Source organism: Ligilactobacillus sp., from assembly GCF_036846325.1.
Classification (GTDB): domain Bacteria; phylum Bacillota; class Bacilli; order Lactobacillales; family Lactobacillaceae; genus Ligilactobacillus.
Genome location: NZ_DAIUCE010000058.1, coordinates 1 through 12678, shown reverse-complemented (window position 1 = coordinate 12678; position 12678 = coordinate 1). Strand labels below are relative to the sequence as shown.

General features: G+C 48.6%; 12 protein-coding genes. 6 read left to right on the top strand and 6 right to left on the bottom strand.

Going from position 1 to position 12678, the window contains the following annotated elements:
* The 5 genes from tnpB to V7Z60_RS06590 all read right to left on the bottom strand — a co-directional run.
* On the bottom strand, positions 1-202 hold a 202-nt coding region (gene tnpB, locus V7Z60_RS06610; RefSeq protein WP_334117056.1), incomplete at its 3' end, for an IS66 family insertion sequence element accessory protein TnpB.
* Between the two features lies 1 nt (position 203).
* Positions 204-404 (bottom strand): hypothetical protein, encoded by a 201-nt coding sequence (locus V7Z60_RS06605; protein WP_334117055.1) that lies wholly within the window; start codon positions 402-404, stop codon positions 204-206.
* A gap of 152 nt (positions 405-556) precedes the next feature.
* Positions 557-3226, bottom strand: a complete 2670-nt coding sequence (locus V7Z60_RS06600; protein ID WP_334117054.1) for a cation-translocating P-type ATPase — start codon at positions 3224-3226, stop codon at positions 557-559.
* Positions 3227-4104: 878 nt separating this feature from the next.
* Positions 4105-4245, bottom strand: coding sequence for a hypothetical protein (locus tag V7Z60_RS06595; RefSeq protein WP_003697267.1), 141 nt, complete (start codon positions 4243-4245; stop codon positions 4105-4107).
* A gap of 76 nt (positions 4246-4321) precedes the next feature.
* Positions 4322-5269 carry an AEC family transporter gene (locus tag V7Z60_RS06590; protein WP_334117053.1) on the bottom strand — a complete coding sequence of 316 codons (948 nt, stop codon included), beginning with the start codon at positions 5267-5269 and terminating at the stop codon, positions 4322-4324.
* A gap of 102 nt (positions 5270-5371) precedes the next feature.
* Here V7Z60_RS06590 and V7Z60_RS06585 point away from each other — a divergent pair, with 102 nt between their 5' ends.
* The 3 genes from V7Z60_RS06585 to V7Z60_RS06575 all read left to right on the top strand — a co-directional run bounded on the left by V7Z60_RS06585 (position 5372) and on the right by V7Z60_RS06575 (position 8761).
* Positions 5372-6916 (top strand): ABC-F family ATP-binding cassette domain-containing protein, encoded by a 1545-nt coding sequence (locus V7Z60_RS06585; protein WP_334117052.1) that lies wholly within the window; start codon positions 5372-5374, stop codon positions 6914-6916.
* An 88-nt stretch (positions 6917-7004) separates the two neighbouring features.
* Complete coding sequence (locus V7Z60_RS06580; RefSeq protein WP_334117051.1) at positions 7005-7739, top strand: L,D-transpeptidase; 735 nt, start codon at positions 7005-7007, stop codon at positions 7737-7739.
* 257 nt (positions 7740-7996) lie between these two features.
* Complete coding sequence (locus tag V7Z60_RS06575; protein WP_334117050.1) at positions 7997-8761, top strand: hypothetical protein; 765 nt, start codon at positions 7997-7999, stop codon at positions 8759-8761.
* A gap of 169 nt (positions 8762-8930) precedes the next feature.
* Here the strand turns inward: V7Z60_RS06575 and V7Z60_RS06570 are convergent, their stop codons facing one another.
* Complete coding sequence (locus V7Z60_RS06570) at positions 8931-9665, bottom strand: L,D-transpeptidase (protein ID WP_334117049.1); 735 nt, start codon at positions 9663-9665, stop codon at positions 8931-8933.
* Positions 9666-9819: 154 nt separating this feature from the next.
* On the opposite strand from V7Z60_RS06570, the gene V7Z60_RS06565 reads away from it, so the two are divergent.
* Genes V7Z60_RS06565 through V7Z60_RS06555 form a run of 3 tightly spaced genes read left to right on the top strand, consistent with a single transcriptional unit; the run spans position 9820 to position 12529 of the window.
* Positions 9820-11238, top strand: a complete 1419-nt coding sequence (locus tag V7Z60_RS06565) for a C69 family dipeptidase (RefSeq protein WP_334117048.1) — start codon at positions 9820-9822, stop codon at positions 11236-11238.
* 20 nt (positions 11239-11258) lie between these two features.
* Positions 11259-11732 carry a hypothetical protein gene (locus V7Z60_RS06560; RefSeq protein ID WP_334117047.1) on the top strand — a complete coding sequence of 158 codons (474 nt, stop codon included), beginning with the start codon at positions 11259-11261 and terminating at the stop codon, positions 11730-11732.
* A 2-nt stretch (positions 11733-11734) separates the two neighbouring features.
* Positions 11735-12529, top strand: a complete 795-nt coding sequence (locus tag V7Z60_RS06555) for a putative ABC transporter permease (RefSeq protein WP_334117046.1) — start codon at positions 11735-11737, stop codon at positions 12527-12529.
* Positions 12530-12678: the final 149 nt, after the last annotated feature.

Sequence of the window (12678 nt, the reverse complement as noted above, 5' to 3'; positions counted from 1 at the left end):
GACCGTTTTCGATGCGCTTATAATACAACACAAATCCGGTCTTATACCAATAAAGAGCTTTGAAGCGATCAGAACGGGACCCACAAAATAGAAAAATTGCGTTGTCATAAGCATCCAGGTCAAACATATCGGTAACCAGGGCAGCCAGACCGTCTATCCCTTTGCGAAGATCAGTTTTACCGCAAACGAGATAGATTTTCATATTATTTATGTTTGGAAACATGTTGATCACGATACCAGAGATAATTGTTCAAACCTTTGAGCACCTCTCTCGAAGCGCCATTATAAATTCGAATTTCAACATCTTCCGTAATAATTTTAGCAGCCATTTCCCTGACAGGTCGATATGGTTCCTGGGGACTTCTATCAACAAGATTTATTTCCACAACGTCATCCAGTTTCATCTTTAAACCTCCAATGTATTTAATGTTTAAAGCATACCAATATATTGAAAGTTTATGAAGAACGCCATTTTAACGACCGCTTACGTTTTGGTGTTTCTGTATGCTGGATGATTACGGGCAAAAGGCCGAATTTTGAGATTTGCCCGTAAGAATCACCTGCTTTCCTCAACGGATTTGGCCGATGTTTCTTGCCGTGAGAAGAATTTGACCGTTTCAACGATGGCAATCATCAGGATTCCGGCCAGAAAAACGATGCCCCATTGTGCCCATGAAAGGGAAGAGACGTGGAAAACCGGGTTCAATCCCGGAATAAGGATCGTTGAAGCAAGCAAAACGGCCGAAACGAGAACGGCAAGATTGAAGAATTTATTTTTCAGCGTCTGCTTCGTGAAAATCGTTCCGTGAATCGACTTTGAATTGAATGCATGAAACAGCTGAATCAGCCCAAGCGTTGCATAGGCCATCGTCAACGCATCGGCATGAACTGCGGCGGCACCTGAATGGACCGGAAACGTGACGGCCCAGAGGTAGACGCCAAGGGTCAGCAGACCCTCAAGTATGCCCTGGTAGATAATGGCGAATCCGACGCCGTTTGACAGAAAGTTTGATTTTGATCCGCGCGGCTTTTGAGTCATGACGTTTTTTTCGGATTTTTCAATGCCAAGGGCGATGGCCGGAAAGGTATCGGTCACGAGATTGATCCAGAGAATCTGGACCGGTGCAAAAATCGACCAGTTGAGCATTGTCATCATAAACAGCGTCAGCACTTCTCCCAGGTTGGCAGACAAAAGGTACTGGACGGCTTTTTGGATATTGGCGAAGACTTTGCGTCCTTCCCTGACGGCGACGATGATGGTTGCGAAGTTGTCATCAGCAAGAACGATGTCCGCCGCATTCTTGGAAGCCTCCGTTCCGGTGATGCCCATGCCGACGCCGATGTCCGCCTGTTTCAATGCCGGTGCGTCATTGACGCCGTCGCCCGTCATGGCAACGATTTTTCCGCGTGCCTGCCATGCCTTGACGATGCGGACCTTATGCTCCGGTGCAACGCGGGCGTAAACCGAATATTTCCCGATGTTTTCCTGCAGTTTTTCATCGCTCAATTCGTCAAGTTCGCTTCCGGTGATCACGCCGTTCAAGTCGCCTTCTGCGATGATTCCGAGTCTGATGGCGATGGCCCTTGCCGTTTCCTTATGGTCACCGGTGATCATTATTGTCTTGATGCCGGCATTTTCGGCTTCAGACACTGCATTTCTGACTTCGGGGCGCTGCGGATCGATCATGCCCGTCATTCCGGTGAAAATCAGGTCCTTTTCATAGTTCTCAGATGTCAGTTCGTCAGGTTCATTCAGCGGTCTGAAGGCGTATCCGAGGACGCGCAGAGCCTGAAAGGCCAGTTGTCCGTTCACTTCAAGAATCCGCTGTTTGTCGCTGTCGTCAATCGGGCGGACGACCCCGTTTTCCTCGATTCTGGTGATGCGTTTGAGCAGTTCGTCAACTGCGCCTTTGGTAAAGAGGATTTTCTGTCCTTCGTGTTCAACGACGGCCGACATGAGTTTTCGGTCCGAGTCAAACGGAAGCGATGCAATGCGCGGATAGTCCTGCTGAATCCTCCTGACTTCTTCCGAAGCGCCGTTTTCAACAAAAAAATCAAGAAGCGCCGTTTCGGTCGGGTCGCCGATCGGTCCGTCTTCAGATTCCCTGGCGTCATTTGCAAGAATCATGGCCAGCTGAAGGGATGATGCCTGTTTCCTGTCGAAATCCAGAGCCTTCTGCAGCTTCCGGTTTGCATAGAACTGTTCGACCCGCATCCTGTTTTGCGTCAGCGTGCCCGTTTTGTCGGAGCAGATTATTTCGCAGGTTCCGAGTGTTTCAACTGCCGGAAGCTTTCTGACGAGTGCGTTTTTCCTTGACATTGCCTGCGTTCCGAGCGCAAGGGTGATGGTGACGATTGCCGGAAGGCCTTCGGGAATGGCGGCAACGGCCAGTGAAATCGACGTCAAAAGCATGTCGAGAACTGACTCTCTTCCGGTCAGCGTGCCGAAGACGAAGATTACGACTGCGATGATCAGGATCAAGACGGTCAGAACCTTGCTCAGGTGGGCGATGTTTTTCTGGAGCGGAGTGACGGAATCTTCGGCAGAGTCAAGCATTCTGGCAACGTGTCCGACCTCGGTCCTCATTCCGGTCGCAACCACGGCAGCTTCCGCAGTCCCGTTGGCGATGACGGTATTCATGAAAAGCATGTTGCTTCGTTCGCCAAGCGGCGGATTTTCGTCAGTCAGCGGGCGTTCGTCCTTTGAAACGGGAACGGATTCACCGGTCAGTGCCGCTTCTTCTGCTCTGATAGCATTTTGCGAGATGATTCTGGCATCTGCAGGCACGATGTCACCTGCTTCAAGCAGGATAACGTCTCCGGAAACGAGTTCCGTGCTTTTGATCTGTGACACGATGCCGTCCCTTCGCACCCTTGAAAACGGCGTGGTCATTTCCTGCAGCGAATCGATTGCGTTTTCGGCCCTTGTTTCCTGAAAGACGCCGAAAACGGCATTCAGGAACACGACGATGAAAATGATGGCTGCATCGGAAATTTCGCCTGCCAGCATTGAAATCAGCGCTGCAATCATCAGGATGATGATCATCAGGTCCTTGAACTGCGCGATGAATTTTTCGGGCAGGGTTGAATGTTTTTTCGTTTCCAGAACGTTTGGCCCGTCTTTTTCCCGTCTTGCCAGAACTTCCTCATTACTCAGGCCGTTTGTGGATGAATGAAGCTTGCGGAGCGTCTCGTCGACCGTCAATGCAAAGAATTTTGTTTCCATGAAAAAGCCCCCTTTGCAAATTTGTGATTCACTTAACAAAGTCATTGTATCATGGTGCCGGAATTAATTCCAAAAAAAGAATTTTGACGTAAATGTGACGCTGTAATCATTATAATCAGCGCTGATTTTATTGAAAAATACAGAGCCGGAGCCAAATTATCAGACCCGTGCATCTGAAATTTGTTAATAATTTGTGAAACTTCACTGTAAAACGTTTTCTTTTAGAGAGAATATGGTAAAATATCACTTGTAACTTTGAATTGGTATATGAAAGTGAGGTTTCCCGATGGAAGGGCTGAAAAAATTTGCCTGGGGTGTGGCGTTGATTACGCCGTTTTGGTTGATATTGGGCGGATGCGTTCTCCTTTTGAAGCTGGTATGATGAATAAACTGCGCAATGAATGGAGTATTGAGTGTTGGTAAGTGCTGAGAGAAGTTGACCTGTCGGAAATGACAGGTCTTTTTTATTTTTTTTTTGCATATACATCAAATGTATATAACGCTTTTTTCGTGAACGTGGTTCATTAAGTTCTAAAAAGAATATTCATAAAATGATCGTGTAAAAAATTTTTAAAAAAGCGAAATAAAAGTGTATTTTTACTGTGATGGTAGTTTCAGGTGCGATTGGTATAGTTGAGCTGCAGTGAATCCCATCACTTAATTTTGTTGGAACAAATCATTTTACATAAATTGTGAATGAAATCACTAATCACCTGCCGTTAAACGGAATTCAGGGCAAAATAAATCCACATGTGCGCACTTGAAAGTGGCTCATGTGGAGCTATATCTATCCAATTATAATTGAACTTTCCCGTTGCAGTGCTCTCGAGTCAGCATGATTGAAACGGTCGAGCTCCACGCATGTGCGCTTCGCTCAATTATTTTGCAGCCTTGTCAGCTTCTTCGCGTTCCTTCAAGAATGACAAAACAGCTTGGTGTTGTGCACGACGCTTTTTGATATTCTTTTGGTTTACGGGGCGGCGATCGTTAGCAACGCCTACGTGTACGTTTTGTGACATGTTTTTCACTCCTTTCATCATTCATGCATTTATCCATTGTAGCTGAAAATGGCAGAGAATGCAAGTTTTTCTGAATTTAACCGCCATAGCCAAGGCTTTGGGCGATCAGAACAATCAGAGGCAGCGTGAAGATCGTGCAGAGCGTTGAAAGACAGAGATAGCTCGTCGGGACTTCCGCATCAAAATTATTCAGCAGTGAAAACAAGACGACAACGGCAGGAACCGGACAGGAAGCCATGATGAGAATTGCCCAGGCGGCCTGACCGGAAATCGGCACGGCAAGCAGAATGAACAGACAGATCAGCGGGATCAGGATGTTTCTGGCAAATGTTCCGAACACAACCGTCTTGAGATTCTTCCTGCTTGAAAAGGAAATCGCGCCGAGGTTCGTTCCGACGACGACCATGCTGAGCGGGGTGTTGACCGAAACGAGCGACTTGATCGGCGTCAGAATGAGTTCGGGCAGCTTGATTCCTGAAACGAAGATGACAAAGCCGATTAGTGCGGCAATGACGTTGGGATTTTTCAGGGCATCCAGGAATCTGAGACGCAGGGAACGCTTGTGTTCGATTGAAAACAGGGCAACGCCGTGCGTCCACATGAAGAAGTTGCAGACGACAAGGTAAGGCACTGAAAAGAAGACCGCGCTTTCGCCGAGAATGGCGGAAACGAGCGGGATGCCCATGAACCCTGCATTTGAATAGGCCGAACCATAGAGCAGCACTGCGCGTGTTTCCTGGTCCTTGAAGAACTTCCTGTTGATTATCAGGTGAGAAACGATGATGCTGACGACATAAACCAGCGTTACTGCAACGATTGCCTGAAAGAATTCAATCAGCCTTTTCATGGAAAAGTCGACGAGATACGCATTGATGATCAGGCACGGCGAAATTATGTACAGCAGGAAATTGGTCAGATCCTTGGCCGTTTCCTTATGAATCATGCCGAGTCTGCCGGTCAGAAAGCCGAGCAGCATCAGGATGAACATGATCACGATTTGTTTTGCGGAAACTATGAAAGTCATATGAAAGTCACTCCCTTACGTTATATTATGAAGCCTTTGCTTTCAGAAAATCAAGCATTGATGATATAATTTAATGGACAAAAGAGGAAGGATGTCAAAGAGATGAGTATTTTGGAAGTTGAGGGGCTGTCGATGTCGTTTGACGACAAGCAGCTTTACAAGGATGCTTCGTTCAGGCTGAACAAGGAAGATCATATGGGAATCATCGGTCAGAATGGCGCAGGCAAATCCACCCTGATCAAAATCCTGACGGGTTCCAGGCTGCCCGACGAGGGCCGGATCAAATGGCAGAGGGGCGTCAGAATCGGCTATCTCGACCAGTATGCCGAGTCGGCGCATGACCTGACGATCGGAGCCTTTTTGCAGAGTGCCTTCAGGGAACTGTTTGAAGTTCAGGAAAGGCAAACGAAGTATTATGAAGAATATGCAGAGAAAGTGGACGATTCCCTGCTTGAAAAGGCCGGACGCTGTCAGGAAGTTCTTGAGGCAAATGACTTTTACGGGATTCAGACTAAAATCGATCAGGTCATGAGCGGACTCGGAATCGATGCTTTGGGAAGCGACCGGCAAGTCAGCGAATGTTCTGGCGGACAGCGGTCGAAAATCATTCTGGCCAAGCTCCTGCTTGAAAAGCCGGATGTCCTGCTGCTGGACGAACCGACGAACTACCTTGATACGGAGCATATTGAGTGGCTGATCGACTATCTGAACGGTTTTGAAGGATGCTTCATGGTCATTTCGCACGACTATGACTTTCTGGAGAGAGTCACCAACACGATTGTCGACGTTGCATTTGGCAAGATTACAAAATACACTGGCAGCTTCAGGAAGGCAATCAGGCAAAAGGAGGAAAGAAAGGCCGTGCAGCTCAAGGCCTACGAGAAGCAGCGGCGCCAGATTGAAAAGGACGAGGCCTACATCAGGAAGAACAAGGCCGGAACGCGGTCGACGATGGCCAAGTCGCGCCAGAAGCGCCTGGACAGGCTTGAACGGATTGATCCGCCGTCAGACAATCTGCAGGCGCATTTCAAATTCCCGTATATCGAGCTTTTGTCTGCGTCGACTCTGACCGTCAGCGGGCTTTCGGTCGGATATGAGACGCCGTTGCTTTCTCCCGTGACGTTTTCGATGAGTCACGGACAGAAAGTTGTCCTGAAGGGGTTCAATGGTGTCGGCAAGTCAACTCTGATCAAGTCGATTCTGGGAATCATTCCGAGCTTTTCCGGATCGGTTCACTTTGTCGATGCCTGCATCGTCAATTATTTCGATCAGAATCTCGAATGGGACGATCCGACGAAAACGCCGCTCCAGACGCTGCAGGACATTTATCCGAAACTTGAACCGAAAACAATCAGGCAGCGCCTTGCCCGTGCCGGAATAAACGCCTCAAATACGATGAAGCCGATGAATCTGCTGAGCGGCGGCGAGCAGACGAAGGTCAAGCTCTGCATCATGGAATTGAAGCCAAGCAACTTTCTGATTCTGGACGAACCGACGAATCACCTTGATGACGAAACGAAAAATGCCTTGCGGGATGCGCTGATCAGTTATCCCGGCAACGTCCTGCTGGTTACGCACGAAGCATCGTTCTACGCCGGCTGGGCAGACAGGATCTTTGACGTCGAGCAGATTCGCCTCAACAAGTGAGGGTTCGGTTTCTCCGTGTTCTTGACATTCGCTGATTCGACACGTATATTTGAATTGTACGCAATTGTAAAGGGGTTGCAACCTTAAAATGAAAAAGAAGAATATCATCTACTGGGCCGTTGCAGTTGTTTTGGTTCTGGTGACGGCATACAGCACGGTTCATGTCCGCAATGCAAGACGGTTGAATTCCGTTAAAATGCAGTCCGAATCAAGAAGGCAAGCCGAGGAAGATGCACAGCAGAAGCGACTTCTGGCCGACCAGAGGAAGAGGATGACTGTGCCTGCGTCATGGGACAAGCCGACCTTAAGCGGCGGTTATCCTGACATCAGCAGGTATGTTCATGCCAGGAAGAAGGAAGACCGTATCTGGATCGAAGTCAATCTGCGCAGGCAGCGCGTCTATATCAGACGAGGACCTTACACGCTCTATACGATGTACGCATCCGTCGGCAAGAATTACGAGAAAACCAAGGATTATCAGCGCACTCCAATCGGACATTTCAAAATCGAAAAGCGGCGCGGAACTTCATACTATGATCCGACGCGCGGCTATGGTGCCAGATACTGGACGGCATTCAAGGATGACGGGCTATATCGGTTTGAATCCGTTCCCTTTGACGAAAACGGCAGGGTAATCAAGTCCGAAGCTGAAAAGCTCGGGAAGAAGGTAACTAAAAAGCACAACATCAAGGCCTATGGCTCAATTCGCCTGTCGGTTCCGGATGCTCAGTGGATTGAAGAAAACATCCCGGCAAAGACGCGCGTCGTGATTGATCCTCAGGATGACAAGCGTGATGCGTGGGAATATCTCAAAGTAGACTGAATCAAGGAGACTGGGAAGAAAGTCCCGGTTTCTTTTTTTTGCCTGTTGAAATCCCGGACAAAGTACACTTGCAGATATTACTGTTATAGCCATGACAGGCATTTGAATCGCTTCCGCATGATCATTAGTTCATGCAGGTTTTAAACTTGAGGCAGTTTTTTCAGTGCGTGGCTCTGGAGACGCGGACGCTGCATTTGATAGCGCTGTAAAAAAGTGTTACTATACTATTGTGATTAACGCTAGAAAGGGTTTTGAAAATGATATTTTTAGCTATATTATTTGCCTTGTCAATTCTGGTCATTGAATATACAATTGCGCAGAAGTTTCTCGAAAAAGATGCCTCGCTTCTGGTTTATGCGGGCGGAATCGTTGTTGTCCTGTTCATCGCAGTCGTTGACGGCCTGCTGTTTACGATGGGACTGACCAGGGAAGTTGACGTTACGGCAACCTATCTTGGACTTTGTCTGCCAAGCGGTCTTCTGCTCCTGGCCTTTTCCAGGATGCTTCTTGGCGTCATCAGGAAAAAGGCGCAGGAAGACCCGAAGAAAATCATCGAAATCGGCAATGAGAAGAAGCCGCGCATGCTGCCGACGAATATCTGGGGCGTTTCAATGGTCGCAGTCTTTTACGGCTTCTTTGCGACTGCGGCCGGAATCTGCATGCTTCTGGCCGTTACCCTGAAGTTCAACGGCGGAATATCATCACTGGCTGGTGCCATCGTGGCCTTGGCTGCGGTTTTGCTGATCAATTCGCAGTATCCGAAACGCCTGCGTTCCGAACTGATCGAAGGCAACGTGATTTCTGAAGATACGCAGACGTATCAGGACCCGGAACGGAAAAACGGTTCGATCGGCGCGAAGGACAAGGGAAATATTCTGTGCTACGGCGGCGTGCTGCTGGCATTTCTGATCTACTGCTTCTCAAGAAACACGACGATTGCCACGGTGGTGCTCTTCCTTGGCGTGATGGCCAGCCTGCCGTATTACCGAAAGGATACGAAGGAAAGAAACAATCGTTCATAGGAATATGATTTCCGCCTGCAGACGGGCGGTTTTTTTTATTCATGAAAATGCAGTGCTGACGGCTGCAATCATTTGATTTCAGGCAGCCTGACGTGCAGGAATGCCCGGTCTTCAAGTGGATTTTCGGCACTGCATTAAAAAAAGCCCGGCAGCTTTGCCGGACCTTGGATTACTTGTTGTTAATGACGACCTTCGTGCCGACTGGCAGATTATTGTAAAGCCAGATTGCATCGGGAACGGAAAGCCTGATGCAGCCGTGGGATGCGGGCTGTTTGCCAAGCTTTTCGCATTCCCTGACGTTGTACTCGCCACTGGCATTCGTCGGGACGGTGTGGAAGAGATACTCGCCATGGTTCAGCCATGAAATGTAGTACCTGGCGCCTTCGTTGAGGTTGTTGTTGAAGAAGCTTTCTCCGCGCTCGTTTTCGATGTAGTACGTTCCCGTCGGCGTGTAGCTGACCTGCCTGCCGTCAACGTCGTGGTACTTTCCGCCCGACGAATACATGGTATAGATTGTCTTGTCGCCGTCTTTCAGGAGCGTGCGGTTCGATCTGAGCCGGACTTCGATCCACAGGTTTTCGACCTTGTTTAAATCGGGATAGTCAACCGTTTCAGAAGATTTCTGCCAGTCGATTGGAGTGCGCATGACGGATTTTTCCGTCGTTGAACTGCTTTTGATTTTTGAAGCCGGGCTGCTTTTCCCTTTGGAAAACAGGTTCTGATGAGAAGAACCTGTCTGCTTTCTCTTTGACGAAGCCTTGGATTCGAGTTCCTGACGGGTCACATCGTCTAAGTGCTGAGCATAGGCAATGCCTGCTGCTCCAATGACAAGAACCAGTGCAAGAAATGCGAAGAAGTTCCTGTTTGAGTTCCTGCCATGCCTTGGGCGTTGTTTGTTATTCATGATAAATGCTTCCTTTGTTCCATATAATCTCTAAAGTCAATCATACATAATTTTGAAGGGCGAGTGCAATAAATAATCGAAAAATTATAAAATATTTGCTAATTTTTAGAAATGGCGTAAACTGTAAAATGTAAAAGACATTGAGGTGATTCAAATGATGGAACAGGCATGCACGACAATCCTGGTCGGCAAGAAGGCGACGATTGACGGTTCGACCATGATTGCGCGCAATGACGATACGTTTTTGCCGCTTACTCCGCAGCGATTTGAAATGCAGCAGGCATATTCCGGCAAAAGGGAAATCTGGAAATCAAACAGGAACGGCTTTCAAGCTCCGTTGCCTGAGAAGGGGTATAGAACGACGATGACGCCGAATGCCGACGTGGACAAATGCGGCGTGTTCGGCGAAAGTTCAATCAATGAAAAGAACGTTGCGATGTCGGCAACGGAATCAGTCTACGGAAACGAGCATGCGCTGGCATATGATCCGTGGGTCAGGGACGGTCTGGCTGAAGACTCGCTCCAGAACATGGTTGCTCCGTACATCAGCTCTGCCAGGGAAGGCGTCGAATATCTCGGACGGCTGATTAAGGAATATGGTTCTCCTGAGGGAAACGGGGTTCTGTTTTCCGACAAGGACGATGTCTGGTACATGGAAATCGTCACCGGACACCATTGGGCAGCAACGAGAATTCCCGACGATTCATATGCAATAGCCGCAAATCAGGTGGCACAGGATTTCATCGACTTTGACGATCCGGAAAACTACATGTGGTCTGAGGGACTGAAGGAATTCGTAGAAGAGCATCACCTGAATCCTCATCCTGAAACGTTCAACTTCAGAAGAATTTTCGGTACTGACAACGAAAAGGACCGCCATTACAACACGCCGCGCGTCTGGTATGGGCAAAGATGCTTTACGCCTGACGTCCTGCAGGATCCGCAGTCAAGCAACCTGCCGTTTGTCTGCAAGGCCGATCGCCTGCTTTCGGTTGAAGATCTGGAATACGTACTTGCATCGCACTACAACGAAACGAAGTATGATCCGCTGGGACACGGTTCGGATGAGGACAAATTGAAGTTCAGACCGATTTCGCTCAACAGAACGCAGAATTCTCACGTGCTTCAGATCAGAAACGACGTGCCGGATGAAGTTTCCGCAATCATGTGGATCTGCTTCGGCATCCCGTCGTTTACGCCTTACGTTCCGTTCTTTACAAATGCAGAGGATACGGACGACAGCTACAGCAAAACTCCGCTTGAGTATGACATCAACAGCGCATACTGGATGTATCGCACGTTATCAATGCTGACGGAATCTCACTACAGCAAGTTCATCCAGGAATGCCGCGATTATCTGACCCAGGCAAGAGAACAGCAGCATCGACTGGTGGAGGAAACGATTCAGGATGCCGGGAATTACTCAGGTGATGAGCTCACTGCATTTTTAACGAAGAGAAATCACGAAATGGTTGCCGACATGAGGGAACGCACGATGAGTCAGATTGGCAGCTTCATTACTGAAGGCTTGACGCTTTCCAAATTGACATTTAATATGGATATTAATCTTTGATGTTATGAGGAAGTGAAGTCATGCAGATTAAAGTCAGGGACTTTATTGAAAAAATTGAAAATCAGGCTTATCGCCACGAAACGATTCTGGCCGACAGGGAGGAGGACGTGCTCCAAAACGTCGATCAGGCTGTGGCGCCGTTGATTGACAGGATGGTTGATGCGATTGACAGGGAAGAGCTTGCCGAAACGGAACTGGTGATCGGCGACGGTGAAGACCGCATCAGCATCATGCTTGAGACCGGAATCATCAACCTGCCGTTTGAAAATATCAAGCGCGTGGACAATTTCTTCGATGATCTTGAAGCAGAGGTGCCGGTCATCGTGTATTTCATCGCAAAGGGACACCTGCTCAACGAGTCCGACTTCAAGATCATGCGCGTCTCTCCTGCTTCCGAGTTCATCAGGGACCACGGCCGGAAGACGGTGGCTTTGGCCACAGGCGATGCATTGAACCGGATTCTTGCCAATCGTGAATCCGCAAAAGAGGAATAGGCATGTATACGATAAATGATCTTGTTTTGCTGTTTTTCATCTATTCGTTCGTTGGCTGGCTTTGGGAAACGGTATATTGTTCAAGCAGGGAAGGTCATTTTGTCTATCGCGGCTTCCTGTTTGGACCGTATTGTCCGGTATACGGCTTTGCGGTCAGCTCGGTGCTTCTCTTTACGCAGGAACTTACCGGCAATCTTCTGCTGCTGTTTCTGGTCGGCACGGTCGTTTCAACCGTGTTCGAGTATCTTGCCGGTGCCTTTCTGGAAAACGTCTTTCATCTCAAGCTTTGGGACTATTCCAGATATCCCGGCAACGTCAAGGGACGCATTGCCCCGTTCATATCGCTGTTCTGGGGTGTCGGCACGGTTGTCCTGACTGCCTTCGTTCAGCCGCACGTCATGCGTCTCGTTGACTTTCTGGAAGACAGGACGGGCACGCTTGCCGATCTGTTCGTAATCGTTGTCATGGGCGGCGATGCGGCAGTTACCATCTTCAATATGCAGAAATTCAGAGCTCATGCCCTCGTGCTTGAGCAGAGGATTCAGGCAGAGCGCCTGCGTCTGAAGAATGAAGCCGAGCGCATCATCGAGGAACGCCCGTACTTCAAGCTTGCCAGTCTTGAAAGCAGGAGTTCGGCCATTCAAAATTATATTGAAAAATGGCACGAAACGATTCTTCATCGACTCGACGCTTCATTTAATTTCAATGAGCGCCGTATGCTCAAAAGCTTCCCTAAGATGAAGCTTCTGGAAGCGCCGCACCTGGATGAAATCAGAGAAAAGCTTTTGAAAAAATAACCCGTTTGATTGCGTTATAATCAGGCGGAAACGCAGAACCCCCGGAGATGCTCAGCAATCTCAGGGGTTCTTTTTTTGCATTTACATCAAGGTGTGTAGCCGAACGTTCAGCCCCCGCGTATCCAAGTCGCGCTTGCGACGGGTAAGCT

Excerpts from the sequence above, each read along its gene's own strand:
- V7Z60_RS06605 (WP_334117055.1), bottom strand. The coding sequence starts at position 404 with ATGAAACTGGATGACGTTGTGGAAATAAATCTTGTTGATAGAAGTCCC.
- V7Z60_RS06600 (WP_334117054.1), bottom strand. The coding sequence starts at position 3,226 with ATGGAAACAAAATTCTTTGCATTGACGGTCGACGAGACGCTCCGCAAG.
- V7Z60_RS06595 (WP_003697267.1), bottom strand. The coding sequence starts at position 4,245 with ATGTCACAAAACGTACACGTAGGCGTTGCTAACGATCGCCGCCCCGTA.
- V7Z60_RS06590 (WP_334117053.1), bottom strand. The coding sequence starts at position 5,269 with ATGACTTTCATAGTTTCCGCAAAACAAATCGTGATCATGTTCATCCTG.
- V7Z60_RS06585 (WP_334117052.1), top strand. The coding sequence starts at position 5,372 with ATGAGTATTTTGGAAGTTGAGGGGCTGTCGATGTCGTTTGACGACAAG.
- V7Z60_RS06580 (WP_334117051.1), top strand. The coding sequence starts at position 7,005 with ATGAAAAAGAAGAATATCATCTACTGGGCCGTTGCAGTTGTTTTGGTT.
- V7Z60_RS06575 (WP_334117050.1), top strand. The coding sequence starts at position 7,997 with ATGATATTTTTAGCTATATTATTTGCCTTGTCAATTCTGGTCATTGAA.
- V7Z60_RS06570 (WP_334117049.1), bottom strand. The coding sequence starts at position 9,665 with ATGAATAACAAACAACGCCCAAGGCATGGCAGGAACTCAAACAGGAAC.
- V7Z60_RS06565 (WP_334117048.1), top strand. The coding sequence starts at position 9,820 with ATGATGGAACAGGCATGCACGACAATCCTGGTCGGCAAGAAGGCGACG.
- V7Z60_RS06560 (WP_334117047.1), top strand. The coding sequence starts at position 11,259 with ATGCAGATTAAAGTCAGGGACTTTATTGAAAAAATTGAAAATCAGGCT.
- V7Z60_RS06555 (WP_334117046.1), top strand. The coding sequence starts at position 11,735 with ATGTATACGATAAATGATCTTGTTTTGCTGTTTTTCATCTATTCGTTC.